The 25,062-nt window shown below is 65.4% G+C and carries 19 protein-coding genes; 13 read left to right on the top strand and 6 right to left on the bottom strand.

The annotated features are described in order from the left end of the window. Window positions 1-211 precede the first annotated feature (211 nt). Window positions 212-1,552 (bottom strand): short-chain fatty acid transporter, encoded by a 1,341-nt coding sequence (locus LW136_RS18365; protein WP_090519433.1) that lies wholly within the window; start codon window positions 1,550-1,552, stop codon window positions 212-214. A gap of 106 nt (window positions 1,553-1,658) precedes the next feature. On the opposite strand from LW136_RS18365, the gene LW136_RS18360 reads away from it, so the two are divergent. Next, window positions 1,659-2,075: a DUF192 domain-containing protein gene (locus LW136_RS18360; protein ID WP_234173473.1), complete on the top strand. Its 417-nt coding sequence runs from the start codon at window positions 1,659-1,661 to the stop codon at window positions 2,073-2,075. Window positions 2,076-2,310: 235 nt separating this feature from the next. Here the strand turns inward: LW136_RS18360 and LW136_RS18355 are convergent, their stop codons facing one another. Further along, window positions 2,311-2,781 (bottom strand): Lrp/AsnC family transcriptional regulator, encoded by a 471-nt coding sequence (locus LW136_RS18355; protein WP_003281718.1) that lies wholly within the window; start codon window positions 2,779-2,781, stop codon window positions 2,311-2,313. Window positions 2,782-3,022: 241 nt separating this feature from the next. Here LW136_RS18355 and LW136_RS18350 point away from each other — a divergent pair, with 241 nt between their 5' ends. The 10 genes from LW136_RS18350 (at window position 3,023) to LW136_RS18305 (ending at window position 18,090) form a co-directional block, all read left to right on the top strand. Next, window positions 3,023-6,493: an indolepyruvate ferredoxin oxidoreductase family protein gene (locus LW136_RS18350; RefSeq protein WP_234173472.1), complete on the top strand. Its 3,471-nt coding sequence runs from the start codon at window positions 3,023-3,025 to the stop codon at window positions 6,491-6,493. A 121-nt stretch (window positions 6,494-6,614) separates the two neighbouring features. Next, the gene (locus LW136_RS18345; protein WP_234173460.1) at window positions 6,615-7,709 is read left to right on the top strand and encodes a Glu/Leu/Phe/Val dehydrogenase dimerization domain-containing protein; all 1,095 of its coding nucleotides are present in this window, start codon (window positions 6,615-6,617) and stop codon (window positions 7,707-7,709) included. Between the two features lie 128 nt (window positions 7,710-7,837). Next, a complete protein-coding gene (locus tag LW136_RS18340; RefSeq protein ID WP_234173457.1) occupies window positions 7,838-9,247 on the top strand; it encodes a sodium-dependent transporter in 1,410 nt (469 codons plus the stop codon). A gap of 410 nt (window positions 9,248-9,657) precedes the next feature. Further along, complete coding sequence (gene hppD / locus LW136_RS18335) at window positions 9,658-10,743, top strand: 4-hydroxyphenylpyruvate dioxygenase (RefSeq protein WP_234173456.1); 1,086 nt, start codon at window positions 9,658-9,660, stop codon at window positions 10,741-10,743. 151 nt (window positions 10,744-10,894) lie between these two features. Next, window positions 10,895-12,034 carry a homogentisate 1,2-dioxygenase gene (locus tag LW136_RS18330; protein ID WP_017244864.1) on the top strand — a complete coding sequence of 380 codons (1,140 nt, stop codon included), beginning with the start codon at window positions 10,895-10,897 and terminating at the stop codon, window positions 12,032-12,034. Continuing rightward, window positions 12,034-13,017 (top strand): fumarylacetoacetate hydrolase family protein, encoded by a 984-nt coding sequence (locus LW136_RS18325; protein ID WP_234173447.1) that lies wholly within the window; start codon window positions 12,034-12,036, stop codon window positions 13,015-13,017. The genes LW136_RS18330 and LW136_RS18325 overlap by 1 nt, the downstream gene beginning before the upstream one ends. After that, on the top strand, window positions 13,007-13,666 hold the full coding sequence (maiA, locus tag LW136_RS18320) for a maleylacetoacetate isomerase (protein WP_234173423.1): 660 nt from the start codon (window positions 13,007-13,009) through the stop codon (window positions 13,664-13,666). The genes LW136_RS18325 and maiA overlap by 11 nt, the downstream gene beginning before the upstream one ends. 81 nt (window positions 13,667-13,747) lie before the next feature. Further along, the gene (locus LW136_RS18315; protein ID WP_234173421.1) at window positions 13,748-15,208 is read left to right on the top strand and encodes a sodium-dependent transporter; all 1,461 of its coding nucleotides are present in this window, start codon (window positions 13,748-13,750) and stop codon (window positions 15,206-15,208) included. A gap of 189 nt (window positions 15,209-15,397) precedes the next feature. After that, the gene (locus LW136_RS18310; RefSeq protein ID WP_234173420.1) at window positions 15,398-17,287 is read left to right on the top strand and encodes a methyl-accepting chemotaxis protein; all 1,890 of its coding nucleotides are present in this window, start codon (window positions 15,398-15,400) and stop codon (window positions 17,285-17,287) included. Window positions 17,288-17,409: 122 nt separating this feature from the next. Next, on the top strand, window positions 17,410-18,090 hold the full coding sequence (locus LW136_RS18305; protein ID WP_106155863.1) for a type 1 glutamine amidotransferase domain-containing protein: 681 nt from the start codon (window positions 17,410-17,412) through the stop codon (window positions 18,088-18,090). A gap of 2 nt (window positions 18,091-18,092) precedes the next feature. On the opposite strand, the gene rimA is transcribed toward LW136_RS18305, so the two are convergent. Further along, on the bottom strand, window positions 18,093-18,905 hold the full coding sequence (rimA, locus tag LW136_RS18300) for a S6 modification regulatory phosphodiesterase RimA (RefSeq protein WP_234173414.1): 813 nt from the start codon (window positions 18,903-18,905) through the stop codon (window positions 18,093-18,095). Window positions 18,906-19,010: 105 nt separating this feature from the next. Then, complete coding sequence (locus LW136_RS18295) at window positions 19,011-20,699, bottom strand: cation:proton antiporter (RefSeq protein WP_234173413.1); 1,689 nt, start codon at window positions 20,697-20,699, stop codon at window positions 19,011-19,013. A gap of 209 nt (window positions 20,700-20,908) precedes the next feature. Here LW136_RS18295 and LW136_RS18290 point away from each other — a divergent pair, with 209 nt between their 5' ends. After that, the gene (locus LW136_RS18290; RefSeq protein WP_234173412.1) at window positions 20,909-22,234 is read left to right on the top strand and encodes an RNA helicase RhlE1; all 1,326 of its coding nucleotides are present in this window, start codon (window positions 20,909-20,911) and stop codon (window positions 22,232-22,234) included. Between the two features lie 50 nt (window positions 22,235-22,284). On the opposite strand, the gene LW136_RS18285 is transcribed toward LW136_RS18290, so the two are convergent. Next, window positions 22,285-22,872 (bottom strand): LysE family translocator, encoded by a 588-nt coding sequence (locus LW136_RS18285; RefSeq protein ID WP_179484822.1) that lies wholly within the window; start codon window positions 22,870-22,872, stop codon window positions 22,285-22,287. A gap of 109 nt (window positions 22,873-22,981) precedes the next feature. Next, window positions 22,982-23,821 (bottom strand): AraC family transcriptional regulator, encoded by an 840-nt coding sequence (locus tag LW136_RS18280; RefSeq protein ID WP_234173411.1) that lies wholly within the window; start codon window positions 23,819-23,821, stop codon window positions 22,982-22,984. 205 nt (window positions 23,822-24,026) lie between these two features. Here LW136_RS18280 and adhP point away from each other — a divergent pair, with 205 nt between their 5' ends. Beyond that, window positions 24,027-25,049 (top strand): alcohol dehydrogenase AdhP, encoded by a 1,023-nt coding sequence (gene adhP / locus LW136_RS18275; RefSeq protein WP_023444636.1) that lies wholly within the window; start codon window positions 24,027-24,029, stop codon window positions 25,047-25,049. Window positions 25,050-25,062 lie beyond the last annotated feature (13 nt).

The raw sequence follows: 25,062 nt of genomic DNA, 5'->3' as shown, positions 1-25,062 counted from the left end.
TCGCTGCTGCACGGCAGGCGCATTGTTTTTCTTGTTTCGGCTGCGGACAGGCCGCACGGTGATTTAGCGAGTTCCGTGCCAGATACGCAACTCGCTGATTTGCATCGTCTTTATCTTGAGTGTCCAGATCATTGGACGGCGCTTGTGTCTTGCATGCTGGACAGTGCGGTCCAGTATTCCGGACAGCGTCGCCGTCCGGAATGCTCCGGCCTCAGGTCAGGAAATAGAGCCCGCCAGCGATCACCACGCCGGAGAACACCAGGCAGAGCAGGCAGTAGCCCATGATGTCGCGGGCACCGAGCCCGGCGATGCCCAGTAGCGGCAGGGCCCAGAACGGCTGGATCATGTTGGTCCAGGCATCGCCCCAGGCAATGGCCATGGCCGTGACTTCCGGTGCCACGCCGAGCGCGGCGCCGGCCGGCAGCATGATCGGCCCCTGCACTGCCCACTGGCCGCCACCGGAGGGCACGAAGACGTTGACCAGCCCGGCACTGAGAAAGGCCAGCACCGGGAAGCTCTCGGTAGTCGACCAGGTTACGAAGGTGTCGGTGACCTGCCGGCCGAGCGATACGCCGGTCGCATTGGCGCCGACCATCATCCCCATGATCCCGGCGTAGAAGGGGAACTGCACGACGATGCCGGCGATGCCGCGAATGCTCTCCTCGATGGCGCGCATGTAGCGCTCCGGCGTGCCATGCATCAGCAGGCCGGCGAAGAGAAAGATCGAGATCACGATGTTCAGGCTCAACGCCAGGCCGTTCTCGCTGAAGTGCCGGTAGAAGAACAGCACCGCCAGCGCGACCATGATCAGGCCGAGGATGCGGCTGTCGTCCAAACGCTGGGTGGCGGTTTCCCGTGGGATGTCGCTCGGCTGGGGCTCTTCCAGCAGCGCCGGGTCGACCACTTTCGGCGTCTTCGGCTGCATGGCCCAGTTCAGCAGCGGCAGGCCGACCACCAGCACGGCGATGATGATCAGGTTGTAGGAGGCGAACAGCGTCTGGCCGACGCCGATGGCCTCGGTCAGTGCGCCACCGGTCATCTTTTCCAGGTCGGCGCCGCCGCTGGCCAGCGACAGCGGAATCGAGCCGGAAAAGCCGCCGTGCCAGATCAGGAAGCCGGAGTAGGCCGAGGCCACCAGCAGCGGATAGTCAACGCCGCGCACCTGGCGCGCCAGCGCGCGGGCGAACACCGCGCCGATCACCAGGCCAAAGCCCCAGTTGATCCAGGAGCCGGCCAGCGCCACCAGCGTCACCAGAATGATGGCCTGCCCGGGCGACTGTGGGATGCGCGCCATGCGGTCGAGCAGGCGATTGATTGCCGGCGCCCGTGCCAGGGCATGGCCGGTGACCAGGATCAGCGACATCTGCATGGTGAAGGCCAGCAGGTTCCAGAAGCCGTTGCCCCAGTGCTGGGCCATGGCCGTCAGGCCCTGACCGGTGCTGAGCATGGCGGCGATCAGCACGATCAGCGTGAGCAGGATGGCGAAGACGAAGGGCGAGGGGAGGAAGCGTTGCACCAGGTAGACGCTGGCGGCGGTTATTCTGTTGAGCACGGTGGGGTTCTCCCTTGTTGTCGTTATGTCGCCGCGCAGGTGCGGCGCTTCGCTTATGAGTGCGGCGGCGGCCGGCTGTTCCCGCTGCGCTAGAGGAGGTTGGTCGATGCCTGTTGCGCTTTTGCTGTCACTGCTGGTGCTTGCAGGCACCGTCCAGGCGGATGAGCCGCTGCGGCTGCGCCTGGATGGACATGAACTGCACGCCGAATACGCGCAAACCGTCGCCCAGCGCGAGCGCGGGCTGATGGGGCGCAGTGAACTCGCCGCCGACAGCGGCATGCTGTTTCGTTTCGACGAAGTGCGCCGGCACTGCCTGTGGATGAAGGACACACCGCTGCCCTTGTCGGCGGCGTTCTTCGATGAGGACGGGCTTCTGGTCGATGTGATCGATCTGGAGCCGTTCAATACCCAGATTCGTTGTTCGCAGCGCCCGGCACGTTTTGCCCTGGAGATGGATCAGGGCTGGTTCGCCGAGCGGGGAATTGGGCGGGGCACGCGGCTGGAAGGGATACCGGAGGAGTAGGAGTGCAAGCGGTGCGTCGGTGCGTAGGGTATAACGGCGAAGCCTTATCCACCGTAACCAGGCCCGACGCATGCGGATACCTGGGGCGGTGTCGGAGGCGATCTTGGTGGACCCGTGGAAAAGGCTCTAGCCGTTATCCACCCTACGCTTTCATTCCCTCGTGCGGCTGCTTCGCCCGTAGGGTGGATAACGGCTTCGCCTTGTCCACCGCCCGCCGCGAACCCGGTCTGAAGGCTCAATCCAGCGGCAACTCCGTGGTCCGCTTCACCTCGCTCATGGCGATATGCGAGTGCGCCTCCTGCACGTGGGGGCGTTGCAAAAGCTGGTCGCGCAGGAAGCGTTCGTAACTGTCGATGTCGCGCGCCACCACCTTGAGCAGGTAATCCGACTCGCCAGCCATGGTGTGGCACTCCAGCACTTCGGGGTAACCCACCACCGCCCGCTCGAACTCGTCGAGGTTGCTGCGTCCGTGGGCCGAGAGCTTGATGTTGACGAACACCGTCATGTTCAGCCCGAGCTTCTTCGGATTGAGCAGGGCGACCTTGCGCTCGATCAGCCCTTCCTCCTGCATGCGGTGGATGCGTCGCCAGCAGGGCGATTGCGACAGTTCGACCTTCTCGGCGATTTCCGCTGCGGAGAGGTCGGCGTTGTGTTGCAGAAGCAGGAGGATCTTGCGATCGATGCTGCTTAGGGGCGAAGTCTGCATGGTCGTGCCTGTTTTCTTGTTGTTAGCGAATGGGTCATGCACAGAAGCGCTGTTCTACCGCAAAAGTAGAAAGAAAATCTCTCTTCGTCACGGCCAGACTGTTAATCGACACGCGACGGTGGGGTGATCCCCTGCCGATTGCCGGCGTGGAGAAACAACCGTGCGGTTTCTCCATGACTGCGTCAGGCGGGTAGCGAACAACGCTGCCCTGACTCCGATAACAACAAATTAGGAGCGCCCCATGTCTCTGGCCGAGATCCGTCTGGACGACAAGTACCGGCTTGCTACCGGTCATCTGTACCTCACCGGCACCCAGGCGCTGACCCGCTTGCCGATGCTGCAGCATCAGCGTGATCAGGCCCGTGGTTTGAATACCGGTGGCTTCATCTCCGGCTATCGCGGCTCGCCACTGGGCGGGCTGGACAAGAGCCTCTGGGAAGCCCGCGACTACCTCAAGCAACACGCCATCCACTTTCAGCCCGGCGTCAACGAAGAGTTGGCCGCCACCGCGGTGTGGGGCAGCCAGCAGACCAACCTGTTCCCCGGCGCCAAGTACGACGGCGTGTTCGCCATGTGGTACGGCAAGGGGCCGGGCGTCGACCGTGCCGGCGACGTGTTCAAGCATGCGAATGCGGCGGGTGTGTCGCCCAACGGCGGCGTGCTGTTGCTGGCGGGTGACGACCACGGCTGCAAATCCTCGACGCTGCCGCACCAGAGCGAGCATGCCTTCATCGCCGCCTCGATTCCGGTGCTGAATCCGGCGAACGTTCAGGAAATCCTCGACTACGGCATCATCGGCTGGGAGCTGTCGCGCTACTCCGGCTGCTGGGTGGCGCTGAAGACCATCGCCGAGAACGTCGATTCTTCCGCCGTGGTGGAAGTCGATCCGCTGCGCATGCAGACGCGCATCCCGGAAGATTTCGAACTGCCCGACGACGGCGTGCACATCCGCTGGCCGGACCCGCCGCTGGCTCAGGAAAAGCGCCTCAACCTGTACAAGATCTACGCCGCGCGGGCCTTCGCCCGTGCCAACAACCTGAACCGGGTGATGCTTGATTCGCCGAATCCGCGCATGGGCATCATCACCACCGGCAAGTCCTATCTCGACGTGCGCCAGGCGCTGGACGACCTCGGCCTGGACGAAGCGCTGTGCGCCTCGGTCGGCCTGCGCGTGCTCAAGGTCGGCATGAGCTGGCCGCTGGAGCCGGTCTCGGTGCACGAGTTCGCCCAGGGGCTGGACGAGATTCTGGTGGTCGAGGAAAAGCGCAGCATCATCGAGGACCAGCTCACCGGGCAGCTCTACAACTGGCCGGTCAGCAAGCGTCCGCGGGTGGTCGGCGAATTCGACGAGCACGGCAATTCGCTGCTGCCGAATCTCTCCGAGCTGACCCCGGCGATGATCGCCCGGGTGATCGCCAAGCGCCTCGCGCCGATCTACACCAGCGACAGCATCCAGGCGCGGTTGGCCTTCCTTGCCGCCAAGGAAAAGGCTCTGGCCGCGCGCAGCTACAGCACCGTGCGCACGCCGCACTACTGCTCCGGCTGCCCGCACAACACCTCCACCAAGGTGCCCGAGGGCAGCCGCGCCTCGGCCGGTATCGGCTGTCACTACATGGTGCAGTGGATGGACCGGCGCACCGAGACCTTTACCCAGATGGGCGGCGAGGGCGTCAACTGGATCGGCCAGGCGCCGTTCACCGACACCCCGCACATGTTCCAGAACCTCGGTGACGGCACCTATTTCCACTCCGGCAGCCTCGCGGTGCGTGCGGCAGTGGCAGCCGGCGTAAACATCACCTTCAAGATTCTCTACAACGATGCCGTGGCCATGACGGGTGGCCAGCCCATCGACGGCGAGCTGCGCGTCGATCAGCTCAGTCGGCAGATCTTCCACGAGGGCGTCAAGCGCATTGCCCTGGTCAGCGACGAGCCGGACAAGTACCCGACCCGCGATACTTTCGCGCCGATCACCAGCTTCCATCACCGCCGCGAACTGGATGCGGTGCAGCGCGAGCTGCGCGAATTCAAGGGCGTCTCGGTGATCATCTATGACCAGACCTGTGCCACCGAGAAGCGTCGTCGGCGCAAGCGCGGCAAGCTGGAAGACCCGGCCAAGCGCGCCTTCATCAATCCGGCGGTGTGCGAGGGTTGCGGCGATTGCGGTGAGAAGTCCAACTGCCTCGCCGTGTTGCCGCTGGAAACCGAACTGGGGCGCAAGCGCGAGATCGATCAGAACGCCTGCAACAAGGACTTTTCCTGCGTCGAGGGCTTCTGTCCGAGCTTCGTCACCGTGCATGGTGGCGGGTTGCGTAAGCCCGAAGCCGTAGCCGGCGGTATCGAGGCGGCGACATTGCCCGAGCCTCAGCACCCAACGCTGGATCGCCCATGGAACGTGCTGATTCCGGGTGTCGGCGGCAGCGGTGTGACTACCCTTGGCGCGCTGCTCGGCATGGCCGCGCATCTGGAAGGCAAGGGCTGCACCGTGCTCGACCAGGCCGGTCTGGCGCAGAAATTCGGCCCGGTGACCACCCACGTGCGCATCGCCGCTAAGCAGAGCGACATCTACGCGGTGCGTATCGCCGCCGGTGAAGCCGACCTGCTGCTCGGCTGCGACCTGATTGTCGCGGCGGGCGACGAGTCACTGACCCGCCTCAACGAGCAGATCAGCAATGCCGTGGTGAACAGCCACGAGTCCGCCACCGCCGAGTTCACTCGCAACCCGGACGCCCAGGTGCCCGGCGCGGCCATGCGCCAGGCGATCAGCGACGCGGTCGGCGCCGAGAAGACCCACTTCGTCGATGCCACCCGCCTGGCCACGCGGCTCTTGGGCGACAGCATCGCCACCAACCTGTTCCTGCTCGGCTTTGCCTATCAGCAGGGGCTGCTGCCGATCAGCGCGGAGGCCATCGAGAAGGCCATCGAACTCAATGGCGTTGCCGCCAAGCTGAATCTGCAGGCCTTCCGCTGGGGCCGCCGTGCCGTGCTAGAGCGTGAAGCAGTCGAACAGCTGGCTCGTCCGGCCGAAATAGCGGAGCCGATCTGCAAGACCCTGGAAGAGATCGTCGAGTGGCGCGTGGATTTCCTTACCCGCTACCAGAACGCCGGGCTGGCGCGCCGCTATCGCCAGCTGGTCGAGCGCGTGCGCGATGCCGATAGCGCGGACGATCTGGCGCTGTCCAAGGCCGTCGCCCGCTACTACTTCAAGCTCCTGGCCTACAAGGATGAGTACGAGGTGGCGCGCCTCTACAGCGAGCCGGAATTCCGCCAGCAGCTCGAGGCGCAGTTCGAGGGCGACTACAAGCTGCAGTTCCACCTCGCCCCGGCCTGGCTGGCCAAGCGTGACGCCGTCACCGGCGAGCCGCGCAAGCGCGAGCTGGGGCCGTGGGTGCTCAATGTGTTCGGCGTGCTGGCCAAGTTCCGCTTCCTGCGTGGCACACCGCTCGATCCGTTCGGCTATGGCCACGACCGCCGCGTCGAGCGGCAGCTGATCAGCGAGTACGAGAAGACCGTGGACGAGCTGCTGGCCCAGCTCAAGCCGACCAACTACCGCACCGCCGTGGCCATCGCCGCGCTGCCGGAACAGATCCGCGGCTACGGCCCGGTGAAGGAGCGTTCCATCGCCAAGGCCCGCCAGCAGGAGAAGTTGCTCCGCGAGCAGCTGGCCAAAGGCGACGAGGTACAGAGCGTACGGCTGTTCCAGCCGGCGGCGTAGTTCGCAGTGCGCTAGCGGAGTGAAATCGATCACCCCGCATGAGCACACCGCCGCAGGCGCTACCCGCTAACGAGGCCCTGTCCGTGACAGGCCACCAGACCAACAAGAACGAGGTAACCAAATGTCCGTCTTCGCTCATCCTGACTTCGACCGCCACGAACAGGTGGTCTTCTGCCATGACCAGGCGTCGGGTCTGAAAGCCATCATCGCCATCCACGACACGCGCCTCGGTCCGGCGCTGGGTGGTTGCCGGATGTTCCCCTATGCCAGTGACGACGAGGCCCTGCGCGATGTGCTGCGGCTGTCGCGCGGGATGACGCTGAAATCCTCGCTGGCCGGGCTCAAGCTCGGCGGCGGCAAGGCGGTGATCATCGGCGACCCGCATACCGGCAAGAGCCAGGCGCTGCTGCACGCCATGGGCGACTTCGTCGACAGCCTTGGCGGGCGCTACATCACTGCCGCCGACTCCGGCACCGGCGATGCCGAAATGCAGGCCTTTGCCCAGCGCACCCGCCATGTGGTCGGCGCCACGCCGCGCACGTTGCTCGACGGCAGCGTCGCCAGCGGCGACCCTTCGCCGTCCACCGCCTACGGCGTGTTCGTCGGCCTCAAGGAAGCGGTGCGCCAGCGCCTCGGTCGTGACGATCTGACCGGGCTGAAGGTGGCGATCCAGGGCGTCGGCCATGTCGGCCTGGGTCTGGCGCGGCACCTGAAGGCGGCCGGCGCCGAACTGTGGGTGGCGGACATCTTCGATGCCAACGTCAAGCAGGCGATGGACGAGCTGGGAGCCAACGTGGTGCGCCCGCAGGACATCTACGGTCTCGATGTAGACGTCTTCGCGCCCTGCGCCATGGGCGGCATTCTCAACGAGCAGACCCTGCAAGTGCTGCGTGCCCCGGTGATCGCCGGTGCGGCCAACAACCAGCTGGCCAGCGCCGAGATCGGCGTCGAACTGCAGCGGCGCAACCAGCTCTACGCGCCGGACTACGCAATCAACGCCGGCGGCATCATCGACGTCTACTACCAGCGCAACGGCGGCAGCGCCGCGCAGATCGATGCCCATGTGAACGCCATCGCCGGCACGCTGCGCGAGATTTTCGAGCGGGCCGCCGCCAGCGGCGAATGCACCTCGGTGATCGCCGACCGCCTGGCGCTCGAACGCTTGCAGGCCGGCGGCGCGCCGCAGGTCGCGACGCTGCAGCGGCAGGCCTCATGACGGCACATGGCCGGTCGCCCGAGTGCGCCGGCCTTCGCTGAGCGGGGCGGCGGGCTCTGATCGCCAGCGCCGTGCCCGCTCCGTTCGTTCGCACCATCCCTGACAAAAACAACAAGCAGGAATCCGCAATGACCGATAAAACCAGCCTCGCGGCCGGCACCTTCGCCGGCGCGCGCGCACGCATCCAGGACAACGCCAGCCGAGGCCTGTGGTCCTCCCGCTGGGTGTTCTTCCTCGCCGCCACCGGCTCCGCTGTGGGCCTGGGCAATATCTGGAAATTTCCCTACGTGACCGGGCAGAACGGCGGCGGCGCCTTCGTGCTGGTCTATCTCGCCTGCATCCTGTTGATCGGCATTCCGCTGCTGATGGCCGAGGTAATGATCGGCCGCCGCGGTCGGGCGAATCCTGATGGCGCCGTCGCTCGGCTGGCCCGTGAAGCCGGAGCCAGTTCGCGCTGGCGCGTGGTCGGCTGGCTCGGCGGGCTGACCGGCTTTCTGATCCTGAGTTTCTATCTGGTGGTGGCTGGCTGGGCGCTGGCCTATGTGCCGGCGACCTTCAGCGGCGGCTTCGCTGGGGTCAGCGGCGAGGCCAGCGGTGAGCTGTTCGGCGCGCTGCTGGCGGACCCGCTGCGCCTAGTGGTCTGCGCCACGCTGGTGCTGGCGGCGACCATGCTGATCGTCGGCTTCGGCGTGCGCGGCGGGCTGGAGCGATCGCTGCGCTTTCTGATGCCAGGGCTGTTCGTGCTGATGCTGGTGCTGGTCGTCTACGCCGCCATCGAAGGCGAATTCGCCCAGGCGCTGCAGTTTCTCTTCGTCCCGGATTTCTCCGCGCTGACCGCGCAGAGCGTGCTGATCGCCCTCGGTCATGCCTTCTTCACCCTGAGCCTGGGCTGCGGCGCGATGATGGTCTACGGCTCCTACCTGCCGGAAGGCACCTCCATCGCCAAGACCTCGATTCTGGTGGCGCTGGCCGATACTGCGGTGGCGCTGCTGGCCGGCCTGGCGATCTTCCCGCTGGTGTTCGGCAATGGCCTGGAGCCCGGTGCCGGGCCGGGACTGATCTTCGTCACGTTGCCGATCGCCTTTGGCCAGATGCCGCTGGGGCAAATCGTCGGTGGGTTGTTCTTCATCATGCTGGTGATCGCCGCGCTGACCTCGGCCATCTCGCTTTCCGAGCCGAGCATCGCGTGGCTCACCGAGCGCTTCGGCATCAGCCGGACCAAGGCGGTGCTGGGCAGCGGTCTGGTGCTCTGGCTGCTGAGCCTGGGCAGCGTGTTCTCGTTCAATCACTGGGCGGACTATCAGCTGTTCGGCAAGACCTTCTTCGACACCCTGGACTACCTGACCACCAACTGGCTGATGCCGTTGGGCGGGCTGGGCACGGTGCTGTTCACCGGCTGGGTGCTGCAAAAACAGGTGGTCAGCGAAGCGATCGGCATTCGTAGTAACGGCCTGTTCCTGGCCTGGTGGAACCTGCTGCGCTACGGCACTCCGGTGGCCATCGTGCTGGTGTTCCTCAACCTCATGGGCTTGATCTAGCGGATCACGGTCGTCCGTGCAATACGCGCAGGTGGGCTGAAGCCCACCTTACAAGAATGCTGCGGGCTTCTCAGGAAGCCGTTTTGGTGGGCTCAGGTCCTTCCCATAGCAGGCCGACGCAGGCCTTCATGAGGTGGGCTTCAGCCCACCTTTTTTATGAGCGATCCCATGCGCCAAATGACATGTGCGGCAGCTTGTCGCACCAGGCTGTCAGCTTTTCGTTACGGCTGGCAAGCCGCCGGGCCAGGCTTTTCAGCAAAAAAGTTGCTGTAAGGAAAACCTGACAGCAGGGCTGGGGCCAGCCGCTTTCCGTGCCCGTAAACAGCATTGTTCGCCGCCCTGGCCTGGGGTGTGATGGGGCCAGCCAAGCCGTGCAGCGGCAGTCCTCACAACAATAATCAGGAGGCGATATGAACGCCGTGAACAAGATCGAACAGCACAACCCCATCGGCACCGACGGCTTCGAGTTCGTCGAATTCACCGCGCCGAATGCCGAAGGCATCGAGCAGCTGCGCACGCTGTTCACCCAGATGGGCTTTACCGAAACCGCCAAGCACCGCTCCAAGGAGGTCTGGCTGTTCCAGCAGCACGACATCAACATCGTGCTCAACGGCAGCCCCACCGGGCATGTGCGCGAGTTCGGCGAGAGGCATGGCCCGAGCGCCTGCGCCATGGCCTTCCGGGTGAAGAATGCCGCCCAGGCCGCCGCCTACGTCGAATCCCAGGGCGCCAAGCTGGTCGGCAGCCACGCCAACTTCGGCGAGCTGAACATCCCCTGCGTCGAAGGCATCGGCGGCTCGCTGCTGTATCTCGTCGACCGCTACGGTGACAAGAGCATCTACGACGTCGACTTCGAATACATCGAAGGCCGTACGCCGAACGACAACGCCGTCGGCCTGATGTGCATCGATCACCTGACCCACAACGTCAAGCGCGGGCAGATGGATGTCTGGTCCGGTTTCTACGAGCGCATCGCCAACTTCCGCGAGATTCGCTACTTCGACATCGAAGGCAAGCTGACCGGTCTGTTCTCCCGCGCCATGACCGCGCCCTGCGGCAAGATCCGCATCCCGATCAACGAGTCGGCCGACGACAAGTCGCAGATCGAGGAATTCATCCGCGAATATCACGGCGAGGGCATCCAGCACATCGCACTGTCCACCGACGATATCTACGAGACCGTGCGCCGCCTGCGTGCCAACGGCGTGGATTTCATGACCACCCCGGACACCTACTACGAGAAGGTCGATACCCGCGTCGCTGGCCATGGCGAGCCAACCGATGTGCTGCGCGAGCTGAACCTGCTGATCGACGGCGCGCCGGGGGACGACGGCATCCTCCTGCAGATCTTCACCAACACGGTGATCGGCCCGATCTTCTTCGAGATCATCCAGCGCAAGGGCAACCAGGGCTTCGGCGAAGGCAACTTCAAGGCGCTGTTCGAATCCATCGAGGAAGACCAGGTGCGTCGTGGCGTGATCAAGGCGGGCGAGTAAGTCGAGAACCGTAGGGTGGAAGACTGCGAAGCATCTTCCACGCGTCCGTGTCGGGCCGACCAACGCGTGGATGTGCTTCGCGACATCCACCCTACGCACCGGCACCCACTGCGCCGCCATTGAGATCACGCGGTATCACGAGGAGAGGCACATGAGCCGCAAATGGATCAGTTTCCCCATCCGCGAGGGTGAGAGTTCGCGTCAGGCGCACTGCGATTTTCCGCAGGGCACCTACGAGCGCGAAATGGGCCGGGAAGGCTTCTTCGGCCCGGCTTCGCATCTGCATCACAAGCATCCGCCGACCGGCTGGATCGACTGGGAAGGCCCGCTGCGCCCGCACGCCTTCAACTTCAACCACATCCCCAGCGAAGGCGACTGCCCGCTGCAGGCGCCGTTGGCGCTGCACAACGCCGACGTCAAGCTGCGCCTGTGGAAGACCAACGGCGCCATGCGTCATCTGGTGCGCAACGGCGACGGTGACGAACTGCTGTTCATCCACGAGGGCGCCGGGCATCTGTACTGCGACTTCGGCCACCTGGAATTCCGCGACGGCGACTACCTGATGATCCCGCGCGGCACCGCCTGGCGCATCGAGGCGACGCAGCCGGTGTTCATGCTGTTGATCGAGAACACCGACGGCGCCTACCAGCTGCCGGAAAAAGGCCTGGTCGGCCCGCACGCCATCTTCGACGCCGCGGTGCTCGACCATCCGCGCCTGGACGACGCCTTCCGCGCGCAGCAGGACGAAAACCCCTGGCAGATCCGCATCAAGCGGCGAGACCAGATCACCACCGTGACCTACCCGTACAACCCGCTGGACGTGGTCGGCTGGCACGGCGACAACACCGTGGTACGGCTCAACTGGCGCGACATCCGCCCGCTGATGAGCCATCGCTACCACCTGCCGCCGTCGGCGCACACCACCTTCGTCGCCAACGGTTTCGTGGTCTGCACCTTCACGCCGCGGCCGGTGGAATCCGATCCGGGCGCGCTGAAGGTGCCGTTCTTCCATAACAACGATGACTACGACGAAGTGCTGTTCTACCACCGCGGCAACTTCTTCAGCCGCGACAACATCGAGCAGGGCATGGTGACCTTCCACCCCTGCGGCTTCCCCCACGGGCCGCACCCGAAGGCACTGAAGAAGGCCAGCACCGACCCGGCGACCTTTGCCGACGAGGTGGCGGTGATGATCGACACCCGCCGCGCGCTGGAAGTCGGCGAGGCTGCCGCAGCCGTCGATGTCCCCGAATACGTCAACTCCTGGCGTGCGCCGGGCAAGGAATCCTGATGAAACTCGCAACCCTCAACCAGGGCCGCGACGGCGTGCTCGTCGTCGTTTCCCGTGATCTCGCCCAGGCGGTGAAAGTGCCGCAGATCGCCGCCACGCTGCAGGCCGCGCTGGATGACTGGAACTACTGCAAGCCGAAGCTGGAGGCGGTCTACCAGCGTCTCAACGACGGGCTGGAGGAGGGCGCTTTCGCCTTCGACCAGGCCGCCTGCCACAGCCCGCTGCCGCGCGCCTATCACTGGGCCGACGGCAGCGCCTACGTCAACCACGTCGAGCTGGTGCGCAAGGCGCGCGGCGCCGAGATGCCGGAATCCTTCTGGCACGATCCGCTGATGTACCAGGGCGGCGCCGATGCCTTTATCCCGCCGCACAGCCCGATCCGCCTGGCCGACGAGGCCTGGGGCATCGACCTGGAAGGCGAGCTGGCGGTGATCACCGGCGACGTGCCGATGGGCGCGACGCCGGCCGAGGCGGCGTCGCACATCCAGCTGCTGATGCTGGTCAACGACGTCTCGCTGCGCAACCTGATTCCCGGCGAGCTGGCCAAGGGCTTCGGCTTCTACCAGAGCAAGCCGTCGTCGAGCTTTTCGCCGGTGGCGGTGACGCCGGACGAGCTGGGCGAAACCTGGCGCGACGGCAAGGTGCACCGGCCGCTGGTCTCGCATATCAACGGTGAGCTGTTTGGCCAGCCGGATGCCGGCACCGACATGACCTTCAACTTCCCGACCCTGGTCGCCCACGCCGCGCGCACCCGCCCACTGGGCGCCGGCACCATCATCGGCTCGGGCACCGTGTCGAACTACGACCGCAGCGCCGGCTCGTCCTGCCTGGCCGAGAAGCGCATGCTCGAGGTGGTCGAGCACGGCGAGGCGAAGACGCCATTCCTCAAGTTCGGCGATCGGGTGCGCATCGAGATGTTCGACGCCGCCGGGCAGAGCATCTTTGGCGCCATCGATCAGCAGGTCGAGCGCTATGAGCACTGAGCTGACGCTCTACGGTTACTGGCGCTCCAGTGCCGCCTACCGGGTGCGCATCGCGCTGAACCTCAAGGGGCTGGCCTACCGGCAGGTGCCGGTGCATCTGGTCAAGGATGGCGGCCAGCAGCGTGCGGCCGATTACCGCGCCCTCAACCCGCAGCAGCTGGTGCCGTTGCTGGTTGACGAAGCCAACGGTGGGGCGCGCATCAATCAGTCGCTGGCGATTCTGGAATACCTCGAAGAAGTGTTCCCGGTGCCGGCGCTGCTGCCGGACGATCCGGTTCGCCGCGCCCAGGTGCGCGCCCTGGCCATGCACATCGCCTGCGAGATCCATCCGCTGAACAACCTGCGTGTGTTGCAGTACCTCTCCGCCGAACTGGGTGTCGACGACGAGGCCAAGAACGCGTGGTATCAGCACTGGGTCGGTCAGGGTCTCGCTGCCGTGGAAGAGGGCCTGGAATGTTTCGATGGCAGGCTTTCCCTGAACGATCGGCCAGGTTATCTGGAGGCATGCCTGGTGCCGCAGGTATACAATGCGCGCCGTTTTGCCTGTGACCTCGCGGCGTATCCACGCATTCTCGAGATCGTTGCACGCTGCGAGACGCTTCCGGCCTTCCAGCAGGCCGCGCCGGAGGTGCAGCCCGACGCTCAATGAACGACTGAATCCGCCTTGCACGCCGCCGCGCCCTGCGCGACGGTCCCGATCCCGTCACAGATAACAACAAACAGGTGACGTATGACTCGTGAAAAACCGAAGAACCTCTGGCTGTCGCGCTGGGGCTTCATCCTCGCGGCAACCGGCTCCGCCGTGGGCCTGGGCAACATCTGGAAATTCCCCTACATCACCGGCGAGTTCGGCGGTGGTGCCTTCGTACTGATGTACCTGCTGTGCATCCTCGCCATCGGCGTACCGGTAATGATGTGCGAGATCGCCATCGGTCGCCGCGGCCGTGGCAGCCCGATCGACGCCATCGGCCGGGTAGTCCGCGAGAACAACGGCAACCCGCTGTGGAAGGCGGTTGGCGGCATGGCGATGACGGCCGGCTTCCTGATCCTCTGCTTCTATGTCGTGGTCGCCGGCTGGGCCTTCGCCTACACGGTGAAGATGCTCGACGGCTCCCTGGCGGCGACCAGCGTTGAGGCATTGGGTGGCGTGTTCGAGGCGCACAACTCCAACCCGTGGGAACTTGGCGGCTGGAGCCTGCTGGTGGCATTGCTGACGCTGTGGATCGTCGCCAAGGGCGTGCAGAAGGGCATCGAGAACGCGGTGCGCTGGATGATGCCGGGGCTGGCCGTGCTGCTGCTGATCCTCGTGGGTTACGCGGTCACCAGCGGCGGCTTCGATCAGGGCTTCGCCTTCCTGTTCAGCTTCGATACCTCGAAGATCACCGGCGAGGCGCTGCTGGCCGCGCTCGGCCACGCCTTCTTCACCCTCAGCCTGGCGTCCGGCGCGATCCTCACCTACGGCTCGTATATCCCGGATAACCAGTCCATCGCCCGCACCACCTTCATGGTCGCCATCGCCGATACCTGCGTGGCGCTGCTGGCGGGCCTGGCGATCTTCCCGATCATCTTCGCCAACGGCATGGACCCGACTGCCGGCCCCGGCCTGATCTTCATGAGCCTGCCGCTGGCCTTCCAGCAGATGCCGTTCGGCACGGCCTTCGGCGTGCTGTTCTTCGCCATGGTGTCGATCGCCGCGCTGACCTCGGCGATCTCCATGATCGAGGCCACCGTTGCCTACCTCAACGAGAAGCACGGCATTTCGCGGATCAAGGCGGCAATGGGTTCCGGCGTGGTGCTGCTGGTGATCAGCCTGCTAGCGATGCTCTCGTTCAACCTGATGTCGGGCTGGACGCCGATGGGCAAGAACTTCTTCGACTGGCTGGATTACCTGACCTCGCGCTGGATGATGCCGCTGGGCGGGATCTTCACCGTGCTGCTGGCCGGCTACGCGCTGCGCAGCGAGATCATGCGCGACGAGCTCAATCTGCCGCCGCTGGGCTACGCGCTGTGGCTGTTCATGGTTCGCTATGTCTGTCCGGTGCTGATCCTCATGGTCTTCCTGCATGCCCTTGGCTGGCTGGGCTTCGACCCGTTGCAGCGCTGGTACTGGATCGCCGGAGCGATCGGTGCGCTGGCGGTGCTTGGCGAGATGTTGCGTCCGCGGGTGATGCCGGCGCTGGCGGGACGCTGACGCCAGCGCAGCCTTGCTGGGCCATGAAACGACGCCAGCCACGAGACTGGCGTTTTTCATGGTGTGCCCGAAAGGTCACGAACAAAACCGAAGGGTCAAGTTTTGCGGCGACTTGCCGAAAAGCTGACTGAGATCATGGATGGCATCACCCGCAGGATGCGCACCCAAGTCAGTCATACGGACGCCTAAATGCCCAGTCGCCTCAAGTTCAGCCACAAGATTCTGCTGGCTGCTTCGCTGGTGGTGATCGCGACCTTCGCGCTGTTCACCCTGTACAACGATTACCTGCAGCGCAATGCCATCCGCGCCAATCTCGAGAGTTATCTCGATGAAATGGGCGAGGTCACCGCACACAACATCGAGAACTGGCTGTCGGGCCGCATCCTGCTGGTAGAGAGTGCGGCGCAGTCGATTGCGAGCGACAGTTCTGCGGAGCGCGTGGCCAGCCTGCTGGAACAGCCGGCCCTGACCTCGACGTTCATGTACACCTATCTCGGCGGTGCGGACGGCAGCTACCTGCTGCGCCCCTACGAGGAAATGCCGGCCGACTACGATGCGCGGACGCGTCCCTGGTATCAGGACGCGGTCGCGGCGAACGGCACCACGCTGACCGAACCTTACATGGACGCCTCGCTCAACGAGCTGGTGGTCACCGTGGCGACACCGGCAAAGAGCGGGGCGCAGACCCTTGGTGTGGTCGGCGGCGACCTGGGACTCAAGGCGCTGGTGGAGATCATCAACGCGCTGGATTTCGACGGCATGGGCTATGCCTTCCTGATCAGCGGCGATGGCAAGGTGCTGGTCCACCCCAACCAGCAGATGGTGATGAAGTCGCTAAGCGACATCTATCCGCAGAACACCCCGTCGCTCGACAGCCGCTATGTCGAGGCCGAACTCAATGGCACGCCGCGCGTGCTGGGCTTCAGCCCGGTGCAGGGGTTGCCGTCGGTGAAATGGTACGTCGGCATCTCGCTGGATCGTGACAAGGCCTACGCCAGCCTAACCAGCTTCCGTACCACCGCGCTGATCGCCACCGTCGTTGCGGTGGCGTTCATCCTGGCACTGTTGGGCATGCTGATCCGCGTGCTCATGCGTCCGCTTACCGATATGGGCCGCGCCATGGCCAATATCGCCGAGGGCGAGGGCGACCTGACCCGGCGCCTGGATGTGCAATCCCGGGACGAGTTCGGCGAGCTGGCGATGGCCTTCAACCGCTTCGTCGAGCGCATTCATGCCTCGATCCGCGAAGTGTCCTCGACCACGCTGCAAGTCCACGAGGTGGCGCAGCGCGTGCTCAATGCCTCGAATGCCTCGATGGCCAACTCCGACGAGCAGGCCAGCCGCACCAACAGCGTCGCGGCGGCGATCAACGAACTGGGTGCCGCGGCGCAGGAAATCGCCCGCAATGCCGCCGATGCCTCGCAACACGCCAGCAATGCGCGGCATCAGGCCGATGACGGCCGTCAGGTGGTCGAGCAGAACATCGCCGCGATGCGCGAGCTGTCGGCGAAGATCAGCGCGTCCTGCGGGCAGATCGAGGCGCTCAATGCCAAGACCGTGGACATCGGTCAGATTCTCGAGGTGATCAAGGGCATTTCCGAGCAGACCAACCTGCTCGCGCTGAACGCCGCCATCGAGGCGGCGCGGGCCGGCGAGGCGGGACGCGGCTTTGCCGTGGTCGCCGACGAGGTGCGCAACCTTGCGCATCGCACCCAGAGCTCGGCGCAGGAAATCCAGCAGATGATCGAGCAGCTGCAGGTCGGTGCCGGCGCCTCGGTGCAGACCATGACCGAAAGCCAGCGGCAGAGTGAGTCCAGCGTCTCCATCGCCGACCGCGCCGGCGAGCGCCTCGGCGAGGTGACCCAGCGCATCGGCGAGATCGACGGCATGAACCAGTCGGTGGCCACCGCCACCGAGGAGCAGACCGCGGTGATCGAGTCGCTGAACATGGACATCACCGAGATCAACACGCTGAACCAGCAAGGCGTGGAGAACCTGCAGTCGACCCTGCGCGCCTGCGGCGATCTGGATCAGCAGGCGCGCCGCCTGAAGCAGCTGGTGGACAGCTTCCGGATCTGACCGGAACGGTGATTCTTGAGGGCGCTTCGGCGCCCTTTTTCATGGATGTGATTTGGCCGCGGAGCAATGTGCCCGCGGCGGCAGTCTCAACTGTTCACGTCGCGCTTCAACAAGGAGGCTCCATGAAAATTCTTATCGTGCTCACGTCCCATGACCAGCTGGGTGACACCGGCAAAAAGACCGGCTTCTGGCTGGAGGAATTCGCCGCGCCGTATTACGTCTTCATGGATGCCGGCGCGCAGGTGGTGCTTGCTTCGCCCGAGGGCGGCGAGCCGCCGCTCGACCCGAAGAGCGACGAGCCCGATGCCCAGACCGAGGCCACCGAGCGCTTCAACGGGGATGGCGAGGCACAGACGCTGCTGGCCAATACCTATCGTCTGGATCAGGTCTCGGCGGAGGATTTCGACGCGGTGTTCTACCCCGGTGGCCACGGCCCGCTGTGGGATCTGGTGGACAACCCGACCTCCATTGCCCTGATCGAGTCCTTCGTCAAGGCCGACAAGCCGGTGGCCGCGGTCTGCCATGCACCGGCGGCGTTGAGCGAGGTGCGGGGCAAGGATGGCGAATACCTGGTCAAGGGCAAGCGCGTCACCGGTTTCACCAATGGCGAGGAAGCCGGTGTGGAGCTGACCGAGGTGGTGCCGTTCCTGCTCGAGGACCGGCTGCGCGAGCGTGGTGGTCAGTACAGCAAGGGCGCGGACTGGGAGCCCTACGTGCAGGTCGACGGCTTGCTGGTCACCGGGCAGAACCCGGCCTCATCGGAAGCGGCGGCAGAGGAACTGCTCAAGCTGCTGCGCGGCTGAACTCACTGCGGCCAGGCGAGCTGTTCCGCCTGGCCACAGGCCTCGAACAGCGGCCGGCTGAACAGGTAGCCCTGCATCAGATGGATGCCCAGATCGAACAGGGCGCTGCATTCGTCGGCGGTTTCCACGCCTTCACCGATCACCTTGATACCCAATTCCTCACACATCCCCACCGTCGCCCGGACGATGGCCTGACGCGTGCGGCTCTGGTCGATGCCGCGGATCAGGTCCATGTCCAGTTTGATGATGTCCGGCTGGAAATCGGCCAGCAGATTGAGCCCGGCAAAGCCGGCACCGAAGTCATCGATGGCGGTGAGAAAGCCGATGCGCTGGTATTCGCGGAACACCTCGGTCAGCCACTTGCCGTCGTTGATGCGCTCGCCTTCGACGGTCTCGAAGATGATTTGCTCGATGGGAAAGTCGTGGGCGCGGGCGGCTTCCAGCGTCGAGCGTATGCACAACTCGGGGCGGTAGATCGCGTTGGGCATGAAATTGATCGACAGCTTGCTCTGCATGCCCAGCCTGGACGCGGTCTTGATCGCCTTGACCCGGCCGGCCTGATCGAAACGGAAGCGATTCTGCTCGGTGACCTGCGACAGCACGGTGGGGGCTGGTTCGCCGCCGACGCCGCGGACCAGCGCCTCATGGGCGAAGATCTGCCGGCTGCGCAGATCGACGATCGGTTGGAAGGCGTAACTGAAGCTGAAGCCCAGGCGCTCGCCACTGGCGCAGCTGGGGCAGGCGCCGTGTTCGGCGGCGCCGTGGCACGGATAGGCATCTGGGGCAGGGATGCTGCTGGTGTTGCTCGAACTCATGGGCGCACTCGATTGGGGCCGGTGGATAGCAGGTTAACGGCTGCGCTGGCGGTGGCTGAAGTCCGCCGGTCAGACAGAGCCCGGATGGCGCCGCGTTTGGGGTTCTCAACGCCTTGCCGCGTAGTCGGTCGGCGGCCTGGGCGTTGATCCCAGCTCGTCGATCAGGCTGCGCGCGGCGAAGTCCGCCGCATCGGTGAAGGGGTTCAGTACGCGGGCGACGCCGGCCGCATCCAGCGCCTTGCCATGCTGATCGTCGCGCACCACGCCGGCGATCTTGCCCTGAAACCCTGCATGCTTGAGCGCATGCAGAAAGGCGCGATTGGCCTCCCACTGCGGAAAACTGGTGACCACCCATTCGGCATGCTCAAGCGGCAGCGATTCGAGAAAGCTGGGGTCCTCGCCATCGCCGAAACGTACCGGCAGCTTGCTGCGGCGCAGCGTGCGCACTGCCTCGGGGTCGAAGTCCACACCGAGCACCGGCAGTCGTGCCGCGGCCAGCTGCTGCAGCAGACGCGAGCCATATCGGCCCAGGCCGAAGATGATGATGCGCGGATGGCCCTGCGGCTTCCCCAGAGCCTCCACTTCCAGCTCGCGATAGGGGCGTTTGCGCTCGAACACGCCGAGCCAGGGCGCCAGCCGCTCGTAGAGCGGTTGCGAGAACAGGATCATGTAGGTCGAGAGCATGATCGTCACCAAACCGACCAGCGTGGTGAGCCCCAGCGCCTCCGGCCCGATATGGCCGAGGGTGATGCCCATGGCGACGAAGACAATGGAGAACTCGCTGATCTGCGCCACGGTCAGCCCGGCGAGAAAGCCGGTGCGCTTGCGATAGCCCATGTAGCCCATGATTGCCATGACGATCAGCGGGTTGCCGATCAGCACGAACAGCGCCAGCACGATGGCCGGCAGGATCTCGTTGCCGAGCGTGGAGAAATCCAGCCGGCCACCGAGGTCGATGAAGAAGAACAGCAGCATGAAGTCGCGGATGCCGGTCAGGCGCGCGTTCATCGCTTCGCGATAGGCCGTCGAGGCCAGCGAAAAGCCGGCGACGAAGGCTCCGGCCTCCTTGCTGAAACCGATGTAGTCGCCCAGCGCGGCGAGCCCGGTGCCCCAGGCAATGGCGAAGATCAGCAGCAGTTCCTGCGAGCGCGCCATGCGGCTGACCAGCGGCGGCAGCACGTAGCGCATCAGCACGTAGATCAGGATCGCAGCACCTGCCAGACGCAGCAGCAGCGAGCCCGAGACCTCGGCCCAGCCGGCATCGCCCGCGCCGCGCAGGGCGCTCATGGTCATCATCGCCAGCACCACGGCGAGGTCCTGGACGATCAGGAAGCCGACGGCGATGCGTCCGTGCAGCGAGTCCAGCTCGTGTTTGTCCGAGAGCAGCTTGACGATGATGATGGTGCTGGAAAAGGTCAGCGCCACGGCGATGTAGATTGCCTCCATGGTGCTCTTGCCCATCAGCAGCGTGAGCGCGAAGCCGAAGACGATGGTGAAGGTCAGCTGCCCGAGCCCCGTGGCCAGCGCCACCGGCCCGATATTGCGGATATGCGCGAGGTCCAGCTTGAGCCCGACCACGAACAGCAGCACGGCGACGCCGATCTCGGCCAGCAGATGTATCTGTTCGGCGGCGTTGACCGGGCCGAACAGCGCCGGGCCAAGCAGAATGCCGACCACGATGTAGGAAATCAGCAGTGGCTGGCGCAGGCTCACGGCAATCGCCCCGACCACCGCGGAAACGATCAGCAGCAGGGCGAATTCGGCGAAGGGGCCGTGGGCGAGCAGCGCTTCCATCAGGGTCTCCGTGCGGTTGATGTGACGGCGCCGCGGCGCTGTGCCTATCCTGCGGCAGGCGTTGGCCAGCTACCAGCGCGGCAGCGTATGAAACTGTGACAGCAAGGCATCGCCTGGCCCGCCTGCAATCGGCTGGTGAGCCGATGTGCCCGGCCTGCTGCTAGAATCCGCCCTTTTTCATCCCGCCGAATCGGCGCTGCGAGCCTGCCATGACCTTCGCCTCCCTGGGCCTGATCGATCCGCTGCTGCGAACCCTGGAAACCCTCGACTACCGCAAGCCGACGCCGGTGCAGGCCGAAGCCATCCCCGCCGTGCTCAAGGGCCGCGACCTGATGGCGGCGGCGCAGACCGGCACCGGCAAGACCGCCGGTTTCGCCCTGCCGTTGCTGCAGCGCCTGACCATGGAAGGCGCCAAGGTGGCGAGCAATTCGGTACGCGCGCTGGTGCTGGTGCCGACCCGCGAGCTGGCCGAGCAGGTGCACGAGAGCTTTCGTGTCTACGGGCAGAACCTGCCGCTGCGCACCTACGCGGTGTATGGCGGGGTCAGCATCAACCCGCAGATGATGGCGCTGCGCAAGGGCATCGACGTGCTGGTGGCGACCCCCGGCCGGCTGCTCGATCTGTACCGGCAGAACGCCGTGGGCTTCGCCCAGCTGCAGGCGCTGGTGCTCGACGAGGCCGATCGCATGCTCGACCTCGGTTTCGCCGACGAGCTGGATCAGCTGTTCTCGGCCCTGCCGAAGAAGCGCCAGACCCTGCTGTTCTCCGCGACCTTCTCCGATGCGATCCGCCAGCTGGCCCGCGAGCTGCTGCGCGACCCGCTATCGGTCGAGGTCAGCCCACGCAACGCCGCGGCGAAGACGGTCAAGCAGTGGCTGGTGCCAGTGGACAAGAAGCGCAAGTCCGAGCTGTTCCTGCATCTGCTGGCGGAGAAGCGCTGGGGCCAGGTGCTGGTGTTCGTCAAGACGCGCAAGGGTGTCGATCAGCTGGTGGACGAGCTGCAGGCTGCGGGCATTTCCAGCGATGCGATCCACGGCGACAAACCACAGGCCTCGCGGCTGCGCGCGCTGGAGCGCTTCAAGGCGGGCGAGGTGCAGGTGCTGGTGGCGACCGACGTCGCCGCGCGCGGGCTGGACATCCATGATCTGCCGCAGGTGGTCAACTTCGACCTGCCGATCGTCGCTGAGGACTACGTGCACCGCATCGGCCGCACCGGTCGGGCGGGTGCCACGGGCGAGGCGGTATCGCTGGTCAGCGCCGATGAAGTCGATCAGCTGGCGGCCATCGAGACCCTGATCAACCAGGTGCTGCCGCGCCACGACGAGCTGGGCTTCGTGCCGGACCATCGTGTGCCGACCACCACGCTGGGCGGGCAGATCATCAAGAAGCCGAAGAAACCGAAAAAGCCCAAGGACGGCGGCGGCAAGGGCAAGATTCATCTCGGCAACTGGTTCGACGAGAGCGAAAAGCCCAACGCCAGGCCGATTCGCAAGGTGCCGAGCCTGGGCGGCGGCAAGCCGGCGAAGAAGCGCTGATCGCAGCGCAGGGTGGAAAACGGGGAAGCCGTTTCCACCGGTAATGCAGGTCACAGACTCAGCAGTGCCGACACCACCAAGAGCAGTGCCATGGCGTAGTTGAACCGGCGCATATGCGCCGCTGAGTGCAGCAGCTTCGCCGCCCCGACACCAAGCAGTGCCCAGGCTGCCAGGCAAGGCAGGGCGATCAGAAAGAACAGCAGGGCGTGAATGGCGTAAAGCCCCGCGTCGGCAGCGGCGCCGCTGAACACGCCAACCACCGCCAGCGCCATCATCCACACCTTCGGATTGACCAGTTGCAGGCCGGCGGCGCCCAGCGCGCCGAGCCGGCGCGGCGCAGCGGCGGCCTCGACAGGCCCGGCCGGGCTGCGGGCGATCTGCCAGGCCAGGTAGAGCAGCCAGGCCAGACCGAGCCAGGTCATGAGCTGCTGCAACTGCGGATGATGCAGCAACCATTCACCGGCACCCAGGCCCACCAGCAGTACGATCGATGCCGCAGCCGAGCAGGCGCCGAAAATGATCGGCATGGCTGCGCCCAGGCCGAAGCGCGAGCTGTTGCTCAGTACCAGAATGTTGGTTGGCCCCGGCGTGATCGAGGCGACGAAGGCGAACAGCACGAAAGGCAGCAGCTGGCTCATGACGGCTGCTCCATGAAGAGCGTGGCGAATGATCCGGGGGTGGCGGCGAGGCGAGGCATGCTGGTCGGCTCCGAGGGTGGCGGATGCCCGAATGCTCGCGCCTGTCGGCTCAGCGGTCTGGAAGATTCGAGCAGCGTCTGCGGTAGTGCGCCGGTGTCAGCCCGTAGGCGCGGCGGAACCAGCGGCCCATGTGGCTCTGGTCGGCGAAACCGAGGCTCATCGCCACCAGCGCCGGTGGCTGGCCGGCTGCGAGCAGGCGACGGGCCTTGGCCAGGCGCAGCTGGACCAGATAGGCATGCGGCGCCAGGCCGAAAGCCGCCTTGAACGCCCGCGATAGCCTGAAGCGATCGACACCGGTGGCCCGCGCCAGATCGTCCAGCCCCAGATCCTGGTCCATGTGTGCATGCAGATAGTCCCGTGCCCGCAGCGCCACGGCCGGCAGGCGCGGGTCGGCAGTCTGCCGCGGTCGCCATGCCAGGTGCCGCGCCAGCTTGCCCAGCAGCGCGTCCAGCGCGGCCTGGCGAACGATGCGCAGGTCCTGGCTTTGCAAGGCCTGGAAGGCGTCGGCAATCACCGTCACCAGCGCCGGCTCGCTTTCCAGCGTCTTGGCGAACGCCGGCTGGCACTGGTTGGGCGCATCCTCGAATAGCGCGCGCAGTTCGCGCTCGATCCAGTGCGGGTCGAGGTAGAGCATCGAATAGGTGAAGCCACCGGGTGTCGGCGCGCGGCCGTCGTGCAGCTCGCCGGGTTCGAGCAGAAACACCTGCTCTGGCGTGCTGCTGTGCAGCGTCCGGCGGCAGTGAAACTGCTGAACGCCCTGTTCGGTGAAGCCGATCAGGTAGCTGTCATGGAAGTGCGGGTCGTAGGCATGACCCTCGAAGTGCGCACGGATCGTCTCGATACCGGTTTCGGCATCCTTCTTCAGATCGATCCAGTCAGCTGTACCCATGACGGCTCCGTGAAACGCAAGGCGGTGATGCTGCGCGACGCAGTGTCGCCCCGCGAGCGTGGCCGGTCTGGAACATTCGTGCAACGCTGCGGGCCGGCGGCTGCACCGCGGGCGTCGGCGTCATCACGCGGCCACTGATTCGAGTCTAGGCTTGATCCGGCCTGCCTGTTGCAGGCCCGAACGTCCCTTCTCAAGGAGCCAACCGATGACCCAGACCATGAAAGCCGCAGTGGTACACGCCTTCGGCGAGCCGCTGCGCCTCGAGGAAGTCAAGGTGCCGATGCCCGGCCCCGGCCAGATTTTGGTGAAGATCGCCGCCTCCGGCGTCTGTCACACCGACCTGCATGCGGCCGAGGGAGATTGGCCGGTCAAGCCGGCCCTGCCGTTCATCCCGGGTCACGAAGGCGTCGGTCATGTGGCCGCGGTGGGCGCCGGTGTGAAACGGGTGAAGGAAGGCGACCGGGTCGGTGTGCCCTGGCTGTACACCGCCTGCGGTTGTTGCGAGCACTGCCTGACCGGCTGGGAAACCCTCTGCGAAGGCCAGCAGAACACCGGTTACTCGGTCAACGGCGCCTATGCCGAGTACGTGCTGGCGGACCCTAATTACGTGGGCATCCTGCCGAAGAACGTCGAATTCGACGAGATCGCGCCGATCCTCTGTGCCGGGGTCACCGTCTACAAGGGCCTCAAGGTCACTGAGGCGCGGCCCGGTCAGTGGGTGGCGATCTCCGGTATCGGCGGCCTGGGCCACGTCGCGGTGCAGTACGCCAAGGCGATGGGCCTGCACGTGGTGGCGGTGGACGTGGATGACGCCAAGCTGGAACTGGCCAAGCGCCTGGGCGCCGATCTGACCGTCAATGCGCGCAAGGAAAACCCCGTGGAAGTGGTGCAGCGCGACATCGGGGGCGCTCACGGCGTGCTGGTGACGGCGGTGTCCAACAGCGCCTTTGGCCAGGCCATCGGCATGGCCCGGCGGCGCGGTACCGTGGCGCTGGTCGGGCTGCCGCCGGGAGATTTTCCTACGCCGATCTTCGATGTGGTGCTCAAGGCGATCAGCATCACCGGCTCCATCGTCGGCACCCGCGCCGATCTGCAGGAGGCGCTGGACTTCGCCGGCGAGGGGCTGGTCAAGGCGACCATCCATACCGACAACCTCGACAACATCAACCAGATCCTCGACGACATGCGTGCCGGGCGCATCGAGGGCCGCATCGTGATGAAGATGTAGAGCGCTGCGGCGG

The organism is Stutzerimonas kunmingensis, assembly GCF_021432085.1.
Classification (GTDB): Bacteria; Pseudomonadota; Gammaproteobacteria; order Pseudomonadales; family Pseudomonadaceae; genus Stutzerimonas.
Note: the sequence above shows the minus strand (reverse complement) of the source record. Positions and strands in the feature narration are given on the sequence as shown.

Bases quoted from the DNA above. Each gene is read 5' to 3' on its own strand.
- hppD (WP_234173456.1), top strand. From the start codon at position 9,658: ATGAACGCCGTGAACAAGATCGAACAGCACAACCCCATCGGCACCGAC.
- LW136_RS18285 (WP_179484822.1), bottom strand. From the start codon at position 22,872: ATGAGCCAGCTGCTGCCTTTCGTGCTGTTCGCCTTCGTCGCCTCGATC.
- LW136_RS18340 (WP_234173457.1), top strand. From the start codon at position 7,838: ATGACCGATAAAACCAGCCTCGCGGCCGGCACCTTCGCCGGCGCGCGC.
- maiA (WP_234173423.1), top strand. From the start codon at position 13,007: ATGAGCACTGAGCTGACGCTCTACGGTTACTGGCGCTCCAGTGCCGCC.
- LW136_RS18310 (WP_234173420.1), top strand. From the start codon at position 15,398: ATGCCCAGTCGCCTCAAGTTCAGCCACAAGATTCTGCTGGCTGCTTCG.
- LW136_RS18295 (WP_234173413.1), bottom strand. From the start codon at position 20,699: ATGGAAGCGCTGCTCGCCCACGGCCCCTTCGCCGAATTCGCCCTGCTG.
- LW136_RS18280 (WP_234173411.1), bottom strand. From the start codon at position 23,821: ATGGGTACAGCTGACTGGATCGATCTGAAGAAGGATGCCGAAACCGGT.
- LW136_RS18355 (WP_003281718.1), bottom strand. From the start codon at position 2,781: ATGCAGACTTCGCCCCTAAGCAGCATCGATCGCAAGATCCTCCTGCTT.
- LW136_RS18315 (WP_234173421.1), top strand. From the start codon at position 13,748: ATGACTCGTGAAAAACCGAAGAACCTCTGGCTGTCGCGCTGGGGCTTC.
- adhP (WP_023444636.1), top strand. From the start codon at position 24,027: ATGACCCAGACCATGAAAGCCGCAGTGGTACACGCCTTCGGCGAGCCG.
- LW136_RS18330 (WP_017244864.1), top strand. From the start codon at position 10,895: ATGAGCCGCAAATGGATCAGTTTCCCCATCCGCGAGGGTGAGAGTTCG.
- LW136_RS18345 (WP_234173460.1), top strand. From the start codon at position 6,615: ATGTCCGTCTTCGCTCATCCTGACTTCGACCGCCACGAACAGGTGGTC.
- LW136_RS18325 (WP_234173447.1), top strand. From the start codon at position 12,034: ATGAAACTCGCAACCCTCAACCAGGGCCGCGACGGCGTGCTCGTCGTC.
- rimA (WP_234173414.1), bottom strand. From the start codon at position 18,905: ATGAGTTCGAGCAACACCAGCAGCATCCCTGCCCCAGATGCCTATCCG.
- LW136_RS18360 (WP_234173473.1), top strand. From the start codon at position 1,659: ATGCCTGTTGCGCTTTTGCTGTCACTGCTGGTGCTTGCAGGCACCGTC.
- LW136_RS18305 (WP_106155863.1), top strand. From the start codon at position 17,410: ATGAAAATTCTTATCGTGCTCACGTCCCATGACCAGCTGGGTGACACC.
- LW136_RS18350 (WP_234173472.1), top strand. From the start codon at position 3,023: ATGTCTCTGGCCGAGATCCGTCTGGACGACAAGTACCGGCTTGCTACC.
- LW136_RS18290 (WP_234173412.1), top strand. From the start codon at position 20,909: ATGACCTTCGCCTCCCTGGGCCTGATCGATCCGCTGCTGCGAACCCTG.